25 protein-coding genes and 1 riboswitch are annotated in these 20,227 nt (G+C 46.8%); of the genes, 21 read left to right on the top strand and 4 right to left on the bottom strand.

Annotation, left to right across the window (positions count from 1 at the left end; all coding sequences use genetic code 11):
- The first annotated feature begins 67 nt into the window (after positions 1-67).
- Positions 68-514, top strand: a complete 447-nt coding sequence (locus tag CP943_RS18195; RefSeq protein ID WP_095292320.1) for a YusW family protein — start codon at positions 68-70, stop codon at positions 512-514.
- Positions 515-554: 40 nt separating this feature from the next.
- On the opposite strand, the gene CP943_RS18190 is transcribed toward CP943_RS18195, so the two are convergent.
- Entirely contained in the window at positions 555-1,532 is a 978-nt protein-coding gene (locus CP943_RS18190; RefSeq protein ID WP_020452891.1) for an ABC transporter substrate-binding protein, read from the bottom strand.
- A gap of 152 nt (positions 1,533-1,684) precedes the next feature.
- Between CP943_RS18190 and CP943_RS18185 the strand changes: the two genes are divergently transcribed.
- The 5 genes from CP943_RS18185 to CP943_RS18165 are packed head-to-tail and all read left to right on the top strand — an operon-like array spanning position 1,685 to position 5,559.
- On the top strand, positions 1,685-2,686 hold the full coding sequence (locus CP943_RS18185; RefSeq protein WP_020452890.1) for a FecCD family ABC transporter permease: 1,002 nt from the start codon (positions 1,685-1,687) through the stop codon (positions 2,684-2,686).
- Positions 2,683-3,738 carry a FecCD family ABC transporter permease gene (locus tag CP943_RS18180; RefSeq protein ID WP_020452889.1) on the top strand — a complete coding sequence of 352 codons (1,056 nt, stop codon included), beginning with the start codon at positions 2,683-2,685 and terminating at the stop codon, positions 3,736-3,738. The genes CP943_RS18185 and CP943_RS18180 overlap by 4 nt, the downstream gene beginning before the upstream one ends.
- Before the next feature lie 17 nt (positions 3,739-3,755).
- Positions 3,756-4,574 carry an ABC transporter ATP-binding protein gene (locus CP943_RS18175; RefSeq protein WP_020452888.1) on the top strand — a complete coding sequence of 273 codons (819 nt, stop codon included), beginning with the start codon at positions 3,756-3,758 and terminating at the stop codon, positions 4,572-4,574.
- Positions 4,567-5,307 carry an IucA/IucC family C-terminal-domain containing protein gene (locus CP943_RS18170; RefSeq protein WP_105981211.1) on the top strand — a complete coding sequence of 247 codons (741 nt, stop codon included), beginning with the start codon at positions 4,567-4,569 and terminating at the stop codon, positions 5,305-5,307. The genes CP943_RS18175 and CP943_RS18170 overlap by 8 nt, the downstream gene beginning before the upstream one ends.
- On the top strand, positions 5,308-5,559 hold the full coding sequence (locus tag CP943_RS18165; protein WP_105981210.1) for a YusU family protein: 252 nt from the start codon (positions 5,308-5,310) through the stop codon (positions 5,557-5,559).
- Between the two features lie 29 nt (positions 5,560-5,588).
- Here CP943_RS18165 and CP943_RS18160 read toward each other — a convergent pair whose 3' ends face one another.
- The 3 genes from CP943_RS18160 to CP943_RS18150 all read right to left on the bottom strand — a co-directional run bounded on the left by CP943_RS18160 (position 5,589) and on the right by CP943_RS18150 (position 6,430).
- Positions 5,589-5,930 (bottom strand): spore coat protein, encoded by a 342-nt coding sequence (locus tag CP943_RS18160; RefSeq protein WP_009329552.1) that lies wholly within the window; start codon positions 5,928-5,930, stop codon positions 5,589-5,591.
- 10 nt (positions 5,931-5,940) lie between these two features.
- Entirely contained in the window at positions 5,941-6,192 is a 252-nt protein-coding gene (locus tag CP943_RS18155; protein ID WP_023856221.1) for a hypothetical protein, read from the bottom strand.
- 76 nt (positions 6,193-6,268) lie between these two features.
- Positions 6,269-6,430, bottom strand: a complete 162-nt coding sequence (locus CP943_RS18150; protein ID WP_020452884.1) for a YuzL family protein — start codon at positions 6,428-6,430, stop codon at positions 6,269-6,271.
- Positions 6,431-6,639: 209 nt separating this feature from the next.
- On the opposite strand from CP943_RS18150, the gene CP943_RS18145 reads away from it, so the two are divergent.
- From CP943_RS18145 to sufC, 15 genes are all read left to right on the top strand, one after another.
- Positions 6,640-9,030, top strand: coding sequence for a 3-hydroxyacyl-CoA dehydrogenase/enoyl-CoA hydratase family protein (locus CP943_RS18145; protein WP_105981209.1), 2,391 nt, complete (start codon positions 6,640-6,642; stop codon positions 9,028-9,030).
- Positions 9,031-9,042: 12 nt separating this feature from the next.
- Complete coding sequence (locus CP943_RS18140; protein WP_025809838.1) at positions 9,043-10,218, top strand: acetyl-CoA C-acetyltransferase; 1,176 nt, start codon at positions 9,043-9,045, stop codon at positions 10,216-10,218.
- Between the two features lie 19 nt (positions 10,219-10,237).
- Complete coding sequence (locus CP943_RS18135) at positions 10,238-12,022, top strand: acyl-CoA dehydrogenase family protein (protein WP_025809836.1); 1,785 nt, start codon at positions 10,238-10,240, stop codon at positions 12,020-12,022.
- Positions 12,023-12,137: 115 nt separating this feature from the next.
- The gene (locus tag CP943_RS18130) at positions 12,138-12,494 is read left to right on the top strand and encodes an arsenate reductase family protein (protein ID WP_020452880.1); all 357 of its coding nucleotides are present in this window, start codon (positions 12,138-12,140) and stop codon (positions 12,492-12,494) included.
- 61 nt (positions 12,495-12,555) lie between these two features.
- Complete coding sequence (gene gcvH / locus CP943_RS18125) at positions 12,556-12,939, top strand: glycine cleavage system protein GcvH (protein ID WP_020452879.1); 384 nt, start codon at positions 12,556-12,558, stop codon at positions 12,937-12,939.
- A gap of 60 nt (positions 12,940-12,999) precedes the next feature.
- The gene (locus tag CP943_RS18120; RefSeq protein ID WP_020452878.1) at positions 13,000-13,236 is read left to right on the top strand and encodes a YusG family protein; all 237 of its coding nucleotides are present in this window, start codon (positions 13,000-13,002) and stop codon (positions 13,234-13,236) included.
- A 62-nt stretch (positions 13,237-13,298) separates the two neighbouring features.
- Complete coding sequence (locus tag CP943_RS18115) at positions 13,299-13,643, top strand: toprim domain-containing protein (protein ID WP_023856216.1); 345 nt, start codon at positions 13,299-13,301, stop codon at positions 13,641-13,643.
- Positions 13,644-13,668: 25 nt separating this feature from the next.
- The gene (locus CP943_RS18110) at positions 13,669-13,977 is read left to right on the top strand and encodes a thioredoxin family protein (protein ID WP_023856215.1); all 309 of its coding nucleotides are present in this window, start codon (positions 13,669-13,671) and stop codon (positions 13,975-13,977) included.
- A gap of 121 nt (positions 13,978-14,098) precedes the next feature.
- Positions 14,099-14,455, top strand: coding sequence for an SCP2 sterol-binding domain-containing protein (locus tag CP943_RS18105; protein WP_020452875.1), 357 nt, complete (start codon positions 14,099-14,101; stop codon positions 14,453-14,455).
- Positions 14,456-14,629: 174 nt separating this feature from the next.
- A riboswitch (SAM riboswitch) is annotated at positions 14,630-14,737 on the top strand.
- Between the two features lie 116 nt (positions 14,738-14,853).
- Complete coding sequence (gene metN / locus CP943_RS18100) at positions 14,854-15,879, top strand: methionine ABC transporter ATP-binding protein MetN (protein ID WP_023856214.1); 1,026 nt, start codon at positions 14,854-14,856, stop codon at positions 15,877-15,879.
- Positions 15,872-16,540, top strand: a complete 669-nt coding sequence (locus CP943_RS18095; protein ID WP_003185053.1) for a methionine ABC transporter permease — start codon at positions 15,872-15,874, stop codon at positions 16,538-16,540. The genes metN and CP943_RS18095 overlap by 8 nt, the downstream gene beginning before the upstream one ends.
- Before the next feature lie 13 nt (positions 16,541-16,553).
- Entirely contained in the window at positions 16,554-17,384 is an 831-nt protein-coding gene (gene metQ / locus CP943_RS18090) for a methionine ABC transporter substrate-binding lipoprotein MetQ (protein ID WP_095292329.1), read from the top strand.
- A 93-nt stretch (positions 17,385-17,477) separates the two neighbouring features.
- Entirely contained in the window at positions 17,478-17,861 is a 384-nt protein-coding gene (locus tag CP943_RS18085; protein ID WP_031305044.1) for a carboxymuconolactone decarboxylase family protein, read from the top strand.
- 414 nt (positions 17,862-18,275) lie between these two features.
- Positions 18,276-19,211, top strand: coding sequence for a cation diffusion facilitator family transporter (locus CP943_RS18080; RefSeq protein WP_105981208.1), 936 nt, complete (start codon positions 18,276-18,278; stop codon positions 19,209-19,211).
- Between the two features lie 222 nt (positions 19,212-19,433).
- A complete protein-coding gene (gene sufC / locus CP943_RS18075) occupies positions 19,434-20,219 on the top strand; it encodes a Fe-S cluster assembly ATPase SufC (RefSeq protein WP_020452869.1) in 786 nt (261 codons plus the stop codon).
- The last annotated feature ends 8 nt before the right edge of the window (positions 20,220-20,227 follow it).

The following is a 20,227-nucleotide window of genomic DNA, read 5'->3' as shown; positions in this document are numbered from 1 at the left end:
AGAGATTGAATGAGTTTCCGCAAAGTGGACATAGCTAAGGATAATGTGCATAGAGGAGATGAACGGTATGAACCTATTTCGGATGGCCGTTATCGCTCTCGTCATGATCCTGATGACCGGCTGCCGTTCAATAGCGGAAGAACATGCCGAAGGCAAGGAGGCCGTTCCCGATAACGCTCCTGTTTCAGATGTGGAAAGCGTGCCTTACGCTGCATTTGCATTGGAAGTGAACTATGGCCGTGGAAAGCACAATTCGTTTACAGCCGTATACGACAAACAGGAGCGGGAAGAAGCATCGATTAAAGACCACCTGAACGGAGCGAACCGCGAAGGGGAAGAAGCTTTAAACGAAATGAAAATGGTTTTAAGCGAGCTTTCGATCGCCAAATCCGATTCAAAGCAGGACGTGATCAGCAATGTGCTCGAGGCTTTCAATCTTGATGAGCGATATGACCTGTTTCATCTGCGGGTGAAATGGCCGGATGGTACGTCAAGAATCTATCACGGAAAATAAACAAAAGAGCATTTCCAACGGCGGAAATGCTCTTTTTTGCTTACGATTTTAAAAAGTATTTTTCGATGTCATCAAGGAACAGATACGCTGCTTTGACACCGCCGGCCGTCGTCCAGATCGCATCGTCGACTTCGTGGGCGTTTCCGGTTTTGACAGCGTTCAATTTTTTCCAAAGCGGATCGCTTGTCCAATCGTTTTGCCATGTTTCGGCCTCTGTTTTGCTTTCGGCAGGTTTATATGTGAAATAGAACAGGACATCCCCATCCATTTCAGGGATCGATTCTTTATTTTCCGTCATAAAAACAAATTTGTCGTCTTGTTTTTCAAACAGTTTTTCCTGTTTTTCCGGATACTTAAAACCGAGCTGATCCAAGATGATTCCCGGGAAAGAATCTTTATAGTAAATCCTTGATTGGCCGGCCATAAATCTGACAACCGACACCCGTTTCTTTTTCTGGTCGCCGAGCTTGTCGCTTAATTCGCTGACTTTTTTATCGAAATCTTCTAAAACTTCTTTGCCCTTTTCCTCTTTGTTTACCGCTTTCGCGTAGAGGGAGAAGTTGTCTTTCCATTCGCCGCGCAGCGTTTCAGAGAAGACAGTCGGAGCAATTTTTTCAAGCTTGTCGTAGATTTTTTCATGTCTCATTTTATTCCCGATGATTAAATCAGGCTTTAGCTCGGCTATCGCTTCGATATTCGGTTCGCCTTCGAGCCCGACTTGCTTAACGCCTTTCATATCGGCTTGAATATGCTTATACCAAGGATCGCCTGTCCAGGATTTGACTGCACCCACAGGTTTGATTCCGAGTTCCAAAAGCGCTTCGGTTCCTTCATTTGTCAGGACGACGACTCTTTTTGGGTCTGCAGGCACTCGTTCTTCCGTACCCATTGCGTGTTTAACGGTGATCGTATCTTTATTCTCTCCGCCCTTTGCAGAGTCATCCTTGCCTCCGCCGCAGGCTGCAAGAATTGAAATCGCTAACAAAGCGATAAATCCAACAATTGACCATCTCTTCATGTGTGTCCTCCTTAGGTATGTAAGTCATTCATCCTGATCATAATTTTTGATCAGAATTTTGTCAATTGTTAATTGAAAATGATTTTCAAGATCAATGTTATCTGATACAATAACCAGTAGATGTTTCAGTCAAACTAGGAGAATTTTAATTTATGCTCTTAAGAACGAATAAATATAGAACAATCGCACTACTGTCTTTTATTTTGGTGCTGGTTGCCGCCGTTTGCGCTAGTATCGTATACGGTTATACGAATACGTCATGGTCGATGGCCTACAAGGCTTTTACCGGCTTCAGCGGCTCTAATGAACATCTTGTCATCAAAAACGTGCGTTTGCCGCGCGCGCTGATTGCTGCAACTGTCGGCGCTTCCCTCGGAGTTGCCGGCGCTTTAATGCAGGCGATGACCAAAAACCCGCTTGCTTCCCCGGGAATTTTCGGCGTGAACGCGGGTGCCGGTTTCTTTGTTGTTGGAGCGCTGTTTTTCTATCACGTCAGTTCGCTTCAGACGATTGCATGGATCTCGTTTTTTGGTGCAGCGTTTGCCGCGCTTGTCGTCTATTTTGTCGGCTCTCTCGGAAGGGAAGGGCTGACGCCGGTCAAGCTGACGCTTGCAGGGGCGGCGATGTCAGCGCTGTTCTCATCATTGACGCAAGGCATGCTTTCCGTTAATGAAGCAGCTCTTGAGCAGGCGCTGTTTTGGCTTGCGGGCTCTGTCCAGGGGCGCGACCTCAGCCTCTTGGTCTCCGTCCTTCCATATATCGTGCCGGCATTCATCATCAGCTTTTTACTCGGGTCGAAAATCAATGTCTTAACGATGGGGGAGGAAGTGGCAAAAAGCCTCGGCCAGAAAACGTGGCTGATCAAAGCGTTGATGGCGGTTTCGATTATCCTGCTTGCCGGGGGATCTGTCGCCGTCGCCGGGCCGATCGGTTTTATCGGTATTGTTATCCCGCATTTTGCAAAATTTATCGTCGGCCACGACCATCGCTGGGTTCTTCCGTACTGTGCCGTGCTGGGAGCCATCCTGCTTGTAACCGCAGACATTGGCGCAAGGTACCTGATTATGCCTGAAGAAGTGCCTGTCGGCGTCATGACAGCCATCATTGGGACACCCATTTTTGTCTATATCGCGAGAAGGGGGTTCCAAAAATGAAAAATTACCGCACGCTGAGAATCGGAAAAGGCGGCATTTCATTGTTGATCGGCAGAAAAGCACTGTTTTCGTTCGTGATCCTATTGGTGTTGACGGCTTGTGCAGTCATCCTCAGCGCCGGCATCGGTGAACGTTTTATTTCTCCGGGCGCCGTCGCGAAAACGTTTTTGGGCATGGGGGATCCGGGCGATGACCTGATCATTATGTCCTTCAGGATGCCGCGGATTTTGGTCGCTCTGTTTGCCGGAATCTGTCTGGCGGCAGCCGGATCGATCCTTCAGGGTCTGATCCGCAATCCGCTCGCTTCGCCGGATATTATCGGTGTGACCGGCGGGGCTTCAGTCGCCGTTGTCTTGTTTTTAATGCTGTTTTCCAATAAAAACAATGCGCTTACGGTCAGCATCAGCTGGCTCCCGGTTGCCGCATTTATCGGCGCGGCTCTCGCCGGAATGCTCGTTTATTTTCTTTCATATAAAAACGGCTCTTCGACTTTCAGGCTCGTTTTGATCGGAATCGGATTTTCGATGCTTGCCCAGTCGCTGACGACATTGTTTATGATAAAAGGACCGATATACAGAATGTCTCAGGCGAACGTCTGGATTACCGGATCAGTATATGGATCGAACTGGCAGGATGTGAATATTTTAATGCCGGCTGCGCTTGTCCTTTTGCTGATATCCGCAGCCGCCGCCAGAAACGTCAACATTCAGACGCTTGGTGAAGAACTGGCGACAGGAGCGGGCAGCTCGGTTCAGCGGAACCGCTTTTTGCTCCTTCTGCTGAGCACGGCTTTTGCCGGAATTGCCGTTGCCTTTGCCGGAACCGTCGGATTTGTCGGTTTGATGGCCCCGCATATCGCAAGAAGGCTTGTCGGTTCATCATTCGGCGCCCTCTTGCCGGTTGCAGCGCTGATCGGAGGATTGCTTGTGCTGATTGCCGACATCATCGGACGCACGCTTTTTTCTCCCGTTGAAGTGCCTGCCGGTGTGTTTACTGCAGCGATCGGCGCCCCTTACTTTATCTACTTGCTGTATAAAAGCAGAAACCAATAAAAGGAGAGATTTCATTTATGAGTGCCATTTCAACAGAAACGTTAAGCTTAGGTTATGGAGAAACAATCATTATTGATGAGTTAAACTTAACGATCCCAAAAGGTGAAATCACCGTATTTATCGGCAGCAACGGCTGCGGTAAGTCGACTCTCCTTCGGTCTCTCGCACGTTTGATGAAGCCAAAGGGCGGTTCAGTGCTTCTCGAAGGCAGCTCCATCGCCAAACTTCCCACGAAAGAAGTGGCAAAGGAGCTGGCCATTCTGCCTCAAGGCCCTTCGGCTCCGGAAGGCCTGACCGTTCTCCAGCTCGTTAAGCAGGGGCGGTACCCTTACCAAAACTGGCTGAAGCAATGGTCGGCGGAAGATGAAGAGGCCGTGCAAAAGGCTTTGAAAGCGACAAGAATGGAAGAACTGGCTGAGCGCACAGTCGATTCCTTGTCAGGAGGCCAGCGGCAGCGCGCCTGGATCGCGATGACGCTCGCCCAGGAAACGGATATCATATTACTGGATGAACCAACGACATACTTGGATATGACGCATCAAATTGAAATTCTGGACCTTTTGTTTGAATTAAATGAACACGAAAAGCGCACGATCGTGATGGTGCTGCACGATTTGAACCTTGCCTGCCGCTACGCTCACCACCTCGTCGCGATTAAAGATAAAAAGATATATGCCGAAGGCCGGCCTGAATCCATTATCAACTGCAAGCTTGTGCAGGACGTTTTTGAAATGGACTGCGAAGTGACGAAAGATCCGCTTTTCGGCACGCCGCACTGCATTCCGTACGGAAGAGGAAGATGCATCGTCCAGCAGGTGGTTCAGTCCCATGCTTAATTTAACAAAAGAGGAGCTTGAGTCATTGCTTCGTTTTCGCCTTGGAACGAAGCAGACCGGCTCCTTATTCTCTGTTAAAGGAAACAAGCTCCTTGATGAGGATTTTTTAGAACGTTATGTAGAAGATATTAAAGACAGGCTGAACGCTCCGAATCAAAAAGTTGCGGCTTCAATGCTCGTCAAGCGCAGCGGGATGCTGGCTGCGCTGCATTTCTATCTGTTTACGGTTTGGGGAAAGCGCTTGCCAACAGCTCCTGCTTCCGTGTCATGGGAGATAGAAGCCGATGATCGAGGGTGGATGCCGTCGTTTTATTTTCACATAGGTGCTGAGCTTATCGAAGCGGATCGCACCGAAGAACTGAAAAGATTGACTGAGGATATCTTCAGGTGCCACCTTGGCGGCCTGATCGCGGCCTGTCGGCGGGTATTTTCGATTTCAAAGCATATTCTTTGGGAAAATATTGCCGTTTATCTGTATTGGATGTATGACACGCTTCTGGAAGATCCGAAACTCAAGGCGCGGGCGGCGCAAGATTTTCATTTTCTTCTTTATGAAGCTGAGCCCGGTCTTTTTGAAGAAGGGGCGGACGAAAACCCTCTCAAAAGGTTTTATCCCGGACAGCATGCGGAGGACCGGACACGCACGACTTGCTGTCTGTATTATGCAACAGACAAAAACGGTGTCAAATGCAGGACATGCCCGAGAAATAAACGTAAAGAAAGGGTGTCGTGAGTGGAAAAACTAAAGGAGCAGCTGGATGGACTTGTTGAGAAATATACGGAGCTGCTTTTAGGCGAAACGGACGAAGAACTGAAAGAACAGGTGAAGATGTGGATCATCTACAGCCATATCGCCAAAAGCATGCCGCCCCTCGCCAAGCATTGGAACGGAGCTTATCCCGATGCGAAGCAGGAGATAAAAGAAGTAATCTGCCAAATTAAAGAACGAAATGAAGCGCACCGAGCGGCTAATCAAAAAAAATAAGCAGGGAGACTCCTCTGCTTATTTTTTGTTTATTGGTTTTGCTGATATGGCGACTGGTCTTGCAATGTAGAATGGAACTGCTGATAAGACTGCTGGATTTTCTGGGCATCTTCTGCCTCCACCTTGTACCATCCGTTTTGAAACATCACCTGGTACAATCTGCGCTGTACGTTTTGCGCCTCATTAAACAGCGGCTGAACAGCTTGGTAAAGCGACTCATGGCTTAATTCATTAAGCGCTGTCGAGTATGCTGCCGTCATGTATTTTTCAGTTGTCAGCAGTTCGTTGACAAAATCCCTGTCATTCATCGCGCTCGTTTTCGGGACAGGAGTTTCCTGATTGCCGATTTTCTGTTGGTTTTGCTGATTCATCATTAACCTCCTATTGCATGTATGCTGACGGGTTTTGCGTTTGATTTTGACGAAGCTGCTCCAATATCACATTGTAATGGTGATGGTGCATTTGTCCGACCCTGTCGAGTTCTGTTTTAAGAGACTGATCCTGGCACTGGTCCGCCATAAAATGCGCTTTTTTCATTGCGAGCAAGTTCCAGTTCAGCATATCCTGCAAATACAGATGATCCTTTGTTGAAATGACCGGCGGCGGTGTTGTCATTCCTTGCTGTTGCTGCATGAGTCTGCCTCCTTTTAGCGTTTATTTTTAGATTTCCTAACACAGCGGAAATTTATACCGGATGCTTAAAGGGGGCTTAGTGATCTTCAGGAACATCCATATTATGCTTTTTATATTGCTGGTTTTGGCTTGTCCGTTTTCCGCCCGCATCCGCCTTTTTATAATCCGGACCTGCATTGCCTTTTATGCTTGCGGCGCTGACTGCGGCTGAAGATGGATTTTTTCTTTCACGTACCAAGGCCTTCACCTCCCTCTCTATTGGTTTGTCCCAAAAGCGGGGAAACATGTAACCGCGGCAAAATAATACCCGCTGAAAAAATTTCAGAAATTTTGCACCAAGTTATTGAACTCGCTTCCAAAATCTTTTAAGATGAAAGAAGACAGGAAAGTTTATTTTTTTGGAGCAAAAATGAATGAGTATTCATTCAAAGTAGGGGAGGATCTTTCATGGTCAAGCATATTCGTAAAGCCGCCGTTATCGGTTCCGGTGTAATGGGTTCCGGAATCGCGGCTCACTTAGCCAATATCGGGATTCCTGTGTTACTGCTCGATATGGTGCCGCGTGAATTAACAGATGAGGAAAGAAAAAAAGGCCGCACCCTTGAAGACCCGGATGTGCGCAACCGGCTGGCACAGTCAGCCGTTCAAAAGCTGCTAAAGCAAAAACCGGCTCCGCTGACATCGAAGAAGAATATCAGCCGTATCAGCACAGGGAACATGGAAGACGATTTTGAAAAAATTAAAGATGCCGACTGGATTATTGAAGTGGTTGTCGAAAACCTGGAGATCAAGAAGCAAGTGTTTTCAAAGGTCGATCAATACAGAAAACACGGAAGCATCGTCAGCAGCAATACATCAGGCATCTCCGTCAGGCAGATGGCAGAGGGAAGGTCCGCTGATTTTAAAAAGCACTTTTTAGGAACGCACTTTTTTAACCCGGCCCGCTATTTAAAGCTGCTTGAGGTGATTCCGATTGATGAAACGGATCCCGGGGTGCTGGACTTTATGAAGAAATTCGGCGAAGACGTCCTTGGCAAAGGGGTTGTTGAAGCGAAAGACAAGCCAAACTTTATCGCCAACCGCATCGGAACCTACGGCTTGCTTGTGGCGGTTCAGGAAATGCTGAAAGGCGGCTACACGATAGGCGAAGTCGATTCGATTACAGGCCCGCTGATCGGACGCCCGAAAAGCGCAACTTTCAGAACGCTAGATGTCGTCGGGCTTGATACATTTTCGCACGTTGCCAAAAATGTCTATAACCAAGTCACTGGCGAAGAAAAAAACGTTTTCCGGCTGCCTGAATTTATTGAACAAATGCTCGAAAAAGGCTGGATCGGAAGCAAAGCGAAACAAGGTTTTTACAAAAAAGAAGGAAAAGACATCCTTGAGCTCGATCCGATGACGATGACCTACAGCAAACGCCAAACATTAAAAACATCGGGACTTGAAGCGGCCAAGCAAATGAAAGGCGCAGGAGCGAGATTGAAAGCGCTTGTTTATTCAGATGACAGAGCGGGAAGCCTTCTTTGGAACATGACAGCTCCGACGCTTGTCTATTCGGCTGAGCTGACAGGGGAAATTGCTGACAGCATAACGGCGATTGATCAGGCGATGAAATGGGGGTTCGGCTGGTCGGAAGGTCCGTTTGAAATGTGGGACAGCATCGGTGTGAAAAACGCGGTGCAAAAGCTTGAAGCAGAGGGCTGGAAAGTCGCGGACTGGGTGAAGGAAATGCTCGCAAAAGGACATGAGACCTTCTACCTTAGAGAAAACGGAAAGACGTTCTGCTACTGTTTTGAAAGCGGCGAATACAGGGCGCTTCAAGAAAACAAGAGAACGATCCATTTGTCGTCACTCAAAGAAACAAAAGGCGTCATCAAGAAAAACAGCGGGGCAAGTTTGATCGATTTAGGCGATGATGTCGCACTGCTCGAATTTCATTCGAAAAGCAATGCAATCGGCCTCGACATCATCCAAATGCTCAAATTCGCTCTTGAGGAAGTAGATGCCAATTATAAAGGACTTGTGATCGGCAACCAGGGCAAAAATTTCTGCGTCGGAGCCAATCTTGCGATGATGCTGATGGAAGCCCAAGACGACAACTATATGGAAATTGACATGATCATCCGTCAGTTCCAGGAGACGATGATGAAAGTGAAATACAGTACCAAGCCGGTCGTCGCTGCTCCGTTCGGGATGACGCTTGGCGGAGGGACTGAGCTTTGTCTGCCTGCAGCCCGTGTTCAAGCTTCAAGTGAATCATACATGGGCCTCGTTGAAACAGGCGTCGGCCTGATTCCGGGCGGCGGAGGCAATAAAGAGCTTTATTTAAACTACTTGAAAGGGCTGCCTGAAGGCGTTAAACCGGATATCCAGGAGGCCGCCATCAAAACGTTTGAGACAATTGCTCTTGCAAAAACGTCGACTTCGGCTCATGAAGCGAAAGAGCTGAACATCTTAACCGCAGAGGATCAAATCAGCATCAACCAGGATCACTTGTTATACGATGCTAAAAAACTCGTCCTGACACTTTCCGAAAGTGGCTACCGTCCGCCGGTGAAAAAGAAAGTTCCGGTGACAGGCGAAACCGGCTATGCGGCGCTCCTGCTCGGTGCGGAATCGTTAAAGCTGTCCGGCGCCATCTCTGAACACGACATGAAGATAGCGAAAAAGCTGGCGTTTGTCATTGCGGGCGGGAGGGTTCCGTTCGGCGCTGAAGTAACGGAAGAATACTTGCTCAATTTGGAAAGAGAAGCTTTCCTGAGCCTTGTGAGCGAACCGAAAACGCAGGCGAGAATGCAGCATATGCTTGTAAAAGGCAAACCTTTGCGTAATTAAGGAGGGAAAATAATGAAAGAGGCAGTTATTGTATCGGGAGCGAGAACCCCGATCGGAAAAGCAAAAAAAGGCTCATTGAGGACTGTCCGTCCCGATGATTTAGGCGCATATGCAGTGAGAGAGACGTTGAAAAGAGCTGGCGGTTATGAAGGGAATATCGATGATTTAATCATCGGCTGCGCTACGCCGGAAGCCGAACAAGGGTTGAATATGGCGCGCAATATCGGCGCGCTTGCCGGGCTGCCGCACACAGTTCCGGCCGTTACGATCAACAGATATTGTTCTTCAGGACTTCAATCGATCGCTTACGGGGCCGAAAAAATCATGCTTGGAGCTGCCGACACGGTCATTGCCGGCGGCGCTGAATCGATGAGCATCGTGCCGATGATGGGACATATCGTCAGACCGAACGCGGCGCTCGCGGAAACAGCTCCTGAATATTATATGGGAATGGGCCATACGGCTGAACAGGTTGCCGTTAAATACGGCGTTTCCAGGGATGATCAGGATGCATTTGCCGTCAGCAGCCATCAAAAAGCAGCCAAAGCGATCGCGGAAGGAAAGTTCGAAGATGAAATCGTCCCGGTGGACGTCACCGTCAGAGAAGTGGATGACCATCACAAGCTGAAGGAGCGGACGTTTACTTTCTCTGCCGATGAAGGTGTGCGCCCGGGGACAACGAAAGACGTTCTGTCAACGTTAAAACCGGCGTTTTCGGCGGACGGTTCTGTTACGGCAGGGAATTCATCGCAGACGAGCGACGGGGCGGCCGCAGTGATGATCATGGACAGAGAAAAAGCGGATGCGCTTGGGTTAAAGCCCCTCGCAAGGTTCCGTTCGTTCGCAGTCGGCGGCGTTCCGCCGGAGGTGATGGGCATCGGTCCTGTTGAAGCTGTTCCAAGGGCGCTGAAGATGGCAGGACTTGAGCTCTCTGATATCGGTTTATTCGAATTAAATGAAGCGTTTGCATCACAAGCGATCCAGGTGATCAGGTCGCTTGGCATCGATGAAGAAAAAGTCAATGTCAACGGTGGAGCGATTGCGCTCGGACATCCGCTCGGCTGCACGGGCACAAAGCTCACGCTGACATTGATCCACGAAATGCGGCGGAGAAGCGAGCAATTCGGCGTTGTAACAATGTGTATCGGCGGAGGTATGGGAGCAGCAGGGGTATTCGAATTAGTTTAATCACAAGGGGGATGGAACAATGGAACAAACAAAAGACCATATGAAAAAAGGCGGAGCCTTTCTGATCGAAGAGGTGACGGCTGATCAGCTGTTTACACCGGAAGATTTCACAGATGAACATAAAATGATCGCCAAAACGACTGAAGATTATATTCTCGGAGATGTTTTGCCATACATCGACGAAATTGAAGAGCACAATTTCGATCACTCTGTCAGGCTCCTGAAAAAAGCTGGAGAACTCGGGCTTCTCGGTGCTGACGTTCCTGAAGAGTATGGCGGACTCGGGCTCGATAAAATCAGCTCGGCGCTGATTACCGAAAAATTCTCAAGAGCGGGAAGCTTTTCATTATCGTACGGGGCGCACGTCGGGATCGGCACGCTTCCGATCGTATTTTTCGGAACCGAGGAGCAAAAGAAAAAGTATCTGCCGTCCCTTGCAACAGGGGAAAAATTTGCAGCCTATGCCTTAACAGAGCCTGGCTCCGGATCTGATGCATTAGGGGCAAAAACAACGGCCGTTTTGAATGAGGCGGGAACCCACTATATATTAAACGGTGAAAAGCAATGGATTACAAACTCAGCTTTTGCCGATGTTTTCATCGTCTACGCGAAAATAGACGGCGAACATTTTTCGGCCTTCATTGTGGAAAAAGATTACGCAGGTGTTTCCACAGGGCCTGAAGAGAAAAAAATGGGCATCAAAGGCTCTTCGACCCGTACGCTCATCTTAGACCAGGTTCAAGTTCCGAAAGAAAACCTTTTAGGCGAACCGGGAAAAGGGCATGTCATCGCCTTCAATATTTTAAATATCGGCCGCTATAAGCTTGCTGTCGGGACAATCGGCGCTTCCAAACGGGTCATCGAGCTGTCCGCTTCATACGCCAATCAGCGCCAGCAATTTAAGACGCCGATTTCAAAGTTCAGCTTAATCGGGGAAAAAATCGCCACTATGTCAGCCAGACTTTATGCGATGGAAAGCTCTGTTTATCGTACGGTCGGGCTGTTTGAAGACAAAATGGGCACCTTGAGCGAAGAAGAGCAAAAAGACGGGCGCCAGGTCGCGAAATCGATCGCTGAATATGCAATCGAATGCTCCCTTAACAAAGTATTTGGATCTGAAACGCTTGATTATATCGTTGATGAAGGCGTCCAAATCCACGGCGGTTACGGATTCATGCAGGAATACGAAGTGGAGCGGGCTTACCGCGATTCACGGATCAACCGGATTTTTGAAGGCACAAATGAAATCAACCGTCTCATCGTCCCGGGCACATACTTGAAAAAAGCGATGAAAGGCGAGCTTCCTCTGTTTGAGAAAGCGAAGGCGCTTCAGGAAGAACTGATGATGCTCATGCCTGAAGAACCAGGTGACGGCGTTTTGGAACAGGAAAAGTATCTGCTGAGAAACGCCAAAAAAATCGCGCTCATGATCGCGGGACTCGCCGCGCAAAAATATGGAAAAGCGCTCGACCAGGAGCAGGAAATCCTCGTGAATATCGCCGACATTGTCAGCCAGGTCTACGCCATGGAAGCAGCTATTTTGCGTACAGAAAAAGCCATCCAGGCAACCGGGGAAGACAAAAACGCCCAGAAAATTCTTTATACGCAGATTTTTGCACAAGTTGCCTTTCAGGAAATTGAAAGCCATGCCAAGGAATCGCTCATTGCGATGGAATCAGGTGATTCGCTGCGGATGATGCTGTCCGCGCTCCGCAAATTGACGCGCTTTACGCCTGTCAATGTCATTGAGAAAAAGCGCCAGGCAGCCAAGGGAGTCTTTGAAGCTGAGAAATATATCGTTTAAACGAAAAGCCCTGCTTAGGCGGGGTTTTTAGCTGTTATAGAATGGAGCACGGTTTTAGGTTTTTCATTCGATCTGTGTTAAAATTACCTCGATTAAATGAGAGGGGTGTGTATGTATGGCTTTGGATTTTTACTGGTATCCGAAATGCGGGACATGCCGTAAAGCGAAAAAATGGCTTGAAGACCATGGCAAAGAAATCAATGGGATACATATCGCAGAAGAGCCGCCAAGCAAGGAAAAACTGAAAGAGCTCTACGAGAAAAGCGGGCTTGAATTGAAGAAGTTTTTCAACACGAGCGGACAAAAATACCGTGAACTCGGCTTAAAAGACAAGCTGCAAAACATGTCTGAAGATGAGCAGCTGGAACTGCTGGCTTCGGACGGTATGCTGATCAAACGCCCGATTGCGACAGACGGCAGTAAAGTAACGGTCGGTTTTAAAGAAGATCAGTTTAAGACATACTGGTTATAACCCATCAAAATATGATATCTTCAATGTAGGATCGATTAAAACACTTTATGGAGGGGTTAGCATGAGCACACCGAAAGAGTTGCGTTATTCAGAAGAACACGAATGGGTGAAAACAGAAGGAGATAAAGTCAGAATCGGCATTACAGACTTCGCCCAATCCGAACTTGGAGACATCGTATTTGTCGAGCTTCCTGAAGTGGGAGACGAAATCAAAGCGGACGAGCCTTTTGGCAGCGTTGAATCCGTAAAGACCGTTTCTGAGCTGTATGCCCCGATCAACGGAAAAGTGGTCGAAGTGAACGAAGATCTGGAAGACAGCCCTGAATTCGTCAACGAGTCTCCGTATGAAAAGGCTTGGATGATTATCGTCGAGCCGTCCGATGCTTCTGAAATCGAAAATCTGATGACAGCCGAGCAATATGAGGACATGATAAAAGAAGACTAAGGATTATTCAGGATAGCCATGTGTCGTTTGGATACTCTATATCAAGAGGGGGTGTCCAAATTGACGCTGAAAAAAGAACGTATTGATATTACAGAACATGTGGAAAGCCGATTAAAAAACGGCGGAATGCAGCTGTACCATGAGAATGAGCTGATCGGCCGAATGACCGGGAAGGATCAATACGAGTTGAAATCTGGATATTCATTCCAAGATGAGAGATTTTACAAAACGGCGGATACCGTAAGCGGTCCGGATGCTAAATATGTAGACTGTGATGACCACCAAGGCTGGTGTTAATCAAATCAGGCGGTGAATATTCACTGCCTTTTTTTACAAGTAAATCTTTAAAGGTGATCCATATGCCGGAAAATGAAAAAGTCATGATCGTCGAAGGGAAATCAGATAAGCAAAAAGTGAAGCATGTCATCGAAGAGCCCGTGGATATTATTTGCACAAACGGAACGATCAGCCAGGCAAAACTCGATGAATTCGCCGAAACGCTGTTTGATAAAGACGTTTATATCCTGGTGGATGCCGATGAATCAGGGGAAAAGCTCCGCCGGCAGCTGACGAGGGAGCTCCCCCAAGCTTCGCATCTATACATCGATAGGGTATACAAAGAAGTCGCTTCCGCCCCGAGTCAGCATGTTGCAGAAGTATTAATTCGTTCAAACATCCGGGTACATACAAAATATTTATTATAAAACGTATTGAGGTGCGGTTCAACAGATGCAAGAACTCCAAGAAAAAGAGCTAAAACGGCTTGAACATGAGACCTGTCTTCTATATGTATACACGCCGTTCTGCGGAACGTGTCAGCTGGCCGGAAGAATGCTGGAAGTCGTTGATGAAATGATAAAGGACATTCCTTTTTATAAAAACAATCTCAATTATTCCCCGGCATTTGCCAAGCAGCAGGAAATAGAAAGCGTTCCATGCTTTATCCTTTACAAAAACGGGGAAGTCGTCAAAAAAGAATACGCTTTTCACTCCGTTTCCTACTTATACGATACGATTAAACAAAATGTTGTGGATTAAGGGCGGTTTTGACATATTTCTCGGGAAATAACCAGCAAAAACTTGTCGAGCAATTCCTAAAGGAACTCCTGCGGCAGACAGAGAATCTGTAAGTATGACCAATTTACAGGAGGTTATACAGTTGGAGAAAATGGGATTGATAGAAAGAGAGGACAAGGCTCTTTTTTTAAAACCTCTATTATCGACAACGGCTTTGCTGATTACGTTTCAAGGCGAGAAAGAAGCTTTTACGTTAGCGATCAACGAAAAAGGAGAAATGGAAAAATCTTCTCTTGCAGAGAAAGCTCATTTGACCTTTTTTGGAGAGCAAAGCGAGATTATTGACCTTCTTCACGGCGATATTTCATTGCAGCATCTCGTACAGCGCGGCACTGTTCAAGTAAAAGGCTCATTCAGAGCTTTATTGAAGCTTGAAGCGATTTTATGGCTGACGGACGGCTTTTTTAAAAACAGCGATCTTTATTCAGAGACATTTTAAAAATTTGAAAAATCGGCACATTCCGTGTATAAGTCGGACAGAGACGAGCGTTTACGTTCGTCTCTTTTCGCCGTAGGCCGATTGTCTTACGAAAAATAGTTGACAACTATTTTTTCGCATGATATCCTACTTTAAGAATTCCGATCATAATAATCAAAAAATAAATATATGATTCTCTTATCCAGAGAGGTGGAGGGAAGTGCCCTATGAAACCCGGCAACCATCAACACGTGTTGAAATGGTGCCAATTCACACGAAGCGTTATGCTTTGAAAGATGAGAGAAAGGCCCAGACTATTCAAAAGCCTTTCTGCTCATGTGTGCAGAAAGGCTTTTTTCATTGTTTGATCAGGGATTTAGACAACTATGAGAATTGAGCAAGAAAGCAGGTGATGGCTTTTGATAAATCTTCAAAATGTTTCAAAGATTTATCGGTCAAAGCATGGAGATGTCAATGCTGTCCAGGATGTCACCCTTACGATTAAAAAAGGTGAAATCTTCGGAATTATTGGATATAGCGGAGCTGGAAAAAGCTCCTTGATCCGTCTTTTGAACGGACTTGAACAGCCGACTTCAGGCACGGTTGAAGTAGCCGGCAGAACAATCAGTGAGATCAAAGGGAAGAAGCTGAGGAATGCAAGGCAGGAAATCAGCATGATTTTCCAGCACTTCAACCTATTGTGGTCAAGAACGGTCCGCGACAATATTGCGTTTCCGCTGGAGATCGCCGGTGTCAGCAAAGCAAAACGTCTGAAAAGAGTCGCTGAACTGATAAAGCTTGTCGGACTTGAAGGCAAGGAAAATGCCTACCCTTCACAGCTTAGCGGAGGCCAAAAGCAGCGCGTCGGCATCGCTCGGGCGCTCGCAAACAATCCGAAAGTTCTCTTATGCGATGAAGCGACATCAGCGCTTGATCCGCAGACGACTGACTCGATCCTGGGTCTTCTGTCCGATATCAATGAAAGGCTCGGACTGACCATTGTCCTGATTACTCATGAAATGCATGTCATCAGGAAAATCTGCCACAGAGTGGCCGTCATGGAAAACGGAAAGGTCGTGGAAGAAGGCGATGTGCTGAACGTATTCCTCAAGCCGCAGGAAGAAATGACAAAGCGCTTTGTTCAGCAGGTAACAGAACCGGTGGAAACACAGGAAACGCTGAAGCATTTCCTCGAAGAAACGACATCGGGGCGGACGATCAAGCTCACCTTCGTCGGTGAAGCGGCCGAATCGCCGCTGATCACACAGATCATTCGGAAGTTCGATGTTGAAGTCAACATCCTTCAAGGCAAAATCTCGCAAACTCAGGACGGCGCATACGGTTCATTGTTCATTCATGTCGACGGATATGAAAACGAGGTCAATGATGTGGTCGATTTCATCAAGAGCCGTCAAGTAGAAGCAGAGGTGATCACGAATGTTTGAAAAACTGTTTCCAAACGTAGATATGGAGCAGCTGTGGGAAGCTACGTATGAAACGATATATATGACAGGAATTTCCCTATTGTTTGCTTTTATCATCGGAGTGATTCTCGGTATGCTGCTGTATCTGACTTCAAAAGGAAACATTTGGCAGAATCGAGTCGTGAACGGTGTAATCTCGGCAATCGTCAATGTGTTCAGGTCTATTCCTTTTATTATATTGATTATTTTGCTGCTTGGTTTCACAAAGTTTTTAATGAACACGATCTTGGGGCCGAACGCCGCACTTCCGGCTTTGATTATCGCATCCGCTCCGTTCTATGCCCGCCTGGTTGAAATCGCTTTGCGCGAAGTTGATAAGGGCGTGATTGAAGCGGCAAAATCGATGGGAGCCAAAACATCGACGATCATATTTAAAGTGCTCCTGCCCGAATCGATGCCGGCCTTGATCTCTGGCATTACGGTTACGGCGATTGCACTGATCGGTTCGACGGCGATGGCCGGAGCAATCGGTTCAGGCGGACTCGGGAACCTTGCCTATGTAAACGGTTTTCAGATGAACAATCCCGATATTATACTCATCGCCACTATTTTCATCTTAGCTATTGTGTTTATCATCCAGTTTATCGGGGATTTTATAACAAATAAATTAGACAAACGTTAGGGAGGACATCAACATGAAAAAAGGTTTATTAACAGCTTTATTCATCATTTTTGCAGGCGTTTTAGCCGCTTGCGGATCTTCCAGCAGCGAAGGGGATAAAGACAGCAAAGTCATCACAGTCGGAGCGACGCCGACGCCTCACGCTGAAATCCTTGAAGAAGCAAAGCCACTTTTGAAAGAAAAAGGCTATGAGCTTAAAATCAAAAATTTCACGGACTACAAACTGATCAACAAGGCGCTTGCAACGAAAGATCTCGATGCGAACTACTTCCAGCACGTCCCGTATCTTGAACAGGAAATGAAAGAAAATAAAGACTACGATCTTGTTAACGTCGGCGCGGTACACCTTGAGCCATTCGGCATTTACTCTAAAAAGTATAAATCTTTAAAAGACCTTCCTGACGGTGCAAAAATTATTATGAGCAACAACGCCGCTGAACAGGGCCGCATGCTTGCAATGCTTGAAAATGCCGGACTGATCAAGCTGAAATCAGGCATTGAAAAAGTGGATGCGACAGTAAAAGATATTACAGAAAACAAGAAAAACCTCAAAATCAAAAATGATGTGGCGCCTGAAATGACGGCAAAAGCATACGAAGCCAATGAAGCTGACGCAGTGTTCATCAATGTGAACTACGCGATCCAAAACAAGCTCAATCCGAAAACTGATTCAATCGAGCTTGAGTCTCCAAAAGACAATCCTTACGCTAACATCATCGCCGTCCGCAAAGGCGACGAAGATTCTGACAAGGTGAAAGCTCTGATGGACGTATTGCGCTCTGAGGACATTAAAAAGTTCATCGACAAAAAATATGAAGGCTCTGTCATTTCTGTTTCTGAGTAAATGAAAGAACACCCCGGTTTTGGAGAAAACCGGGGTTTTTTTAGCGTATTTTTTGAAAAGAGGCTCATAATAAAAAAAGACTACCAACTGAAAATGGAGGAACAAAACGTGAATCAGCATGAATCAGAAAGCATTATCGAATCCGCATTGCATGAATATAAAGCAGGGATCGGCATCTTTTCCGAAAAAATGCCCGGAATTGCCGCCAAATACAACGAATTTACAGAGGAATGCTTTAAAAAAGGCGCGCTCAGCGAAAAGGATAAGCAGCTGATCGCACTGGGCATCAGTGTTAATACACAGGATGAATATTGCATTATTTATCATATCAAGGGCTGCCTGGATTGCGGAGCGTCGGAGGAAGAAATTCTTGAAGCGGTCGGCGTAACTGCGGCATTTGGCGGGGGCGCGGCCATGAGCCAAGCTGTCACGCTCGTTCTGCAGGCGATGGAAGAATTCCAGCAAATGAAGCATTGATTTTTTGTCCGTGAAAGCATATTGAAAGCACACACATCTTTGAAGAGTTTGTATATAACTGGTACTATGAAAGAAAATCTCTGAAAGGATGATTCATTATTTGTTCAAGCCAAGATCAGCTTGACCTTGAATTCACGGCCGAAATGGAAAAAGCGATGCACAAGTCGCATGGAATGGGGTACGAGGAGTACAGCAGAAGCCATGTGAACCGGCTTGAAGTTGAGAAAAGGCGCGAAGAGCAGCATCAAAAAAGCAAGCAGATCGTATCAAATTTACCCATGATCGGATAAAACGAGGGGGGGCGGATGTCAATCCGTCCTTCTATATGTCTTTAGAATCCGCTTGACCATAAGTGAAGGAAAAGGTAAAATTTAAATATGAATATATGATCATATATTAAAAGGAGGATTTATGATGGCCCACTCTCACGATCACACAGGTCACAGCCACCATGGCAGCCGATCAGCAAATCAAAAAGCGCTGTTGATCAGCTTCGGTTTGATTTTTACTTTTATGATCATTGAAGTGATAGGCGGGATATTGACGAACAGCCTCGCTTTGCTGTCAGATGCGGGACATATGCTCAGCGACGCTGCAGCGCTTGGTTTCAGCCTCTTGGCGTTTAAAATTGGGGAAAAGGCCGCAACTGTGAGCAAAACATTCGGCTACAGGCGCTTTGAAATTTTGGCTGCGTTTATCAATGGAATCACCTTGCTTTTGATTTCACTTTATATCTTTTGGGAAGCGTACAACCGCTTTTTCAGCCCGCCGGAAGTCGCCGGCAGTGGCATGCTCGCAATTGCAACGGTTGGTTTGTTCGTCAACATTGCTGCAGCCTGGATATTAATGAAAGGCGACACAAGCGGGAATTTAAACATGCGGAGCGCATTTTTGCACGTCATCGGTGATATGCTGGGATCTTTCGGCGCGATTATCGCAGGCCTCCTCATGCTTTTCTTCAATTGGAATATCGCTGATCCAATCGCAAGCGCCGCCGTCGCGGCTTTGGTTCTTGTCAGCGGGTGGCGGGTGACGAAAGACTCGGTGCATATATTAATGGAAGGAAAACCGAAAGACATTGATGCGGAAGCGCTTAAAAACGGCCTGCTTTCCATTCCGTCAGTCAGAGAGGTTCACGATCTCCACATTTGGTCGATCTCATCTGATATGCCGTCATTAAGCTGCCATATCGTGGTAGACGAAAACAGTGACAGGGATAGAATCTTAAAACAAGTATCAAAATATCTAAGGAAAGAATGCAACGTGGAGCATGTGACGGTCCAAATAGAAGGGGAGCGCTGTTCCCGTCATGAATCGTGCAGCCTGGGATCAAACCGTTCCCGCTCGTAATTCCCGCTGTTTTTCTATAGATTGTTGATTGTAAGGTACACATCTCTCGTCCGGGAAGTTTTCTTGTCCCAATCTCTTTAAGAACAAAACGTTTTTTGTTAAACTTGAGAACATGTACACGAAAAGATAGGAAGACTATTGTTGTATTCACTTTTCATTTGTTATAAAATTAGAATGAGAATAAATTGAGAATGATGATTATATATATTGGAGGTATATTTCATGGCTGCTTCGACATTAACAATCAAAGATCTTCACGTTGAGATTGAAGGAAAAGAGATTTTAAAAGGTGTAAACCTTGAAATAAAAGGCGGGGAATTCCACGCTGTAATGGGACCGAACGGAACGGGTAAATCAACTTTATCCGCGGCGATTATGGGGCACCCTAAATACGAAGTAACAAAAGGAAGCATCACGCTTGACGGCAAGGACGTTCTGGAAATGGAAGTGGACGAGCGCGCTCAGGCCGGCCTGTTTTTGGCTATGCAGTATCCGAGTGAAATCAGCGGTGTTACAAATGCCGATTTTCTCCGTTCAGCGATCAACGCGCGCAGAGAAGAAGGCGACGAGATTTCTTTAATGAAATTCATCCGCAAAATGGACGAAAACATGGAATTTCTTGAAATGGACCCTGATATGGCGCAGCGCTACTTGAACGAAGGTTTCTCAGGCGGTGAGAAAAAACGCAACGAAATTCTTCAGCTGATGATGATCGAACCGAAAATCGCGATTCTTGACGAAATCGATTCAGGTTTGGATATCGACGCCCTTAAAGTCGTTTCAAAAGGAATCAACAAAATGCGCGGCGAGGACTTCGGCTGCCTGATCATCACGCACTATCAGCGCCTCTTGAACTACATTACGCCTGACCACGTGCACGTCATGATGCAGGGCCGCGTTGTGAAATCCGGCGGACCTGAGCTGGCGCAGCGCCTTGAGGCTGAAGGATATGACTGGATTAAGCATGAGCTTGGAATCGAAGACGAAACTGTCGGTCAAGAAGCGTAAGCGTTAGG

Origin of the sequence: Bacillus paralicheniformis (assembly GCF_002993925.1) — a bacterium.
GTDB classification, from domain to species: domain Bacteria; phylum Bacillota; class Bacilli; order Bacillales; family Bacillaceae; genus Bacillus; species Bacillus paralicheniformis.
The sequence above is the reverse complement of the archived record's forward strand: the minus strand, read 5'-3'. Positions and strand labels throughout refer to the sequence as shown.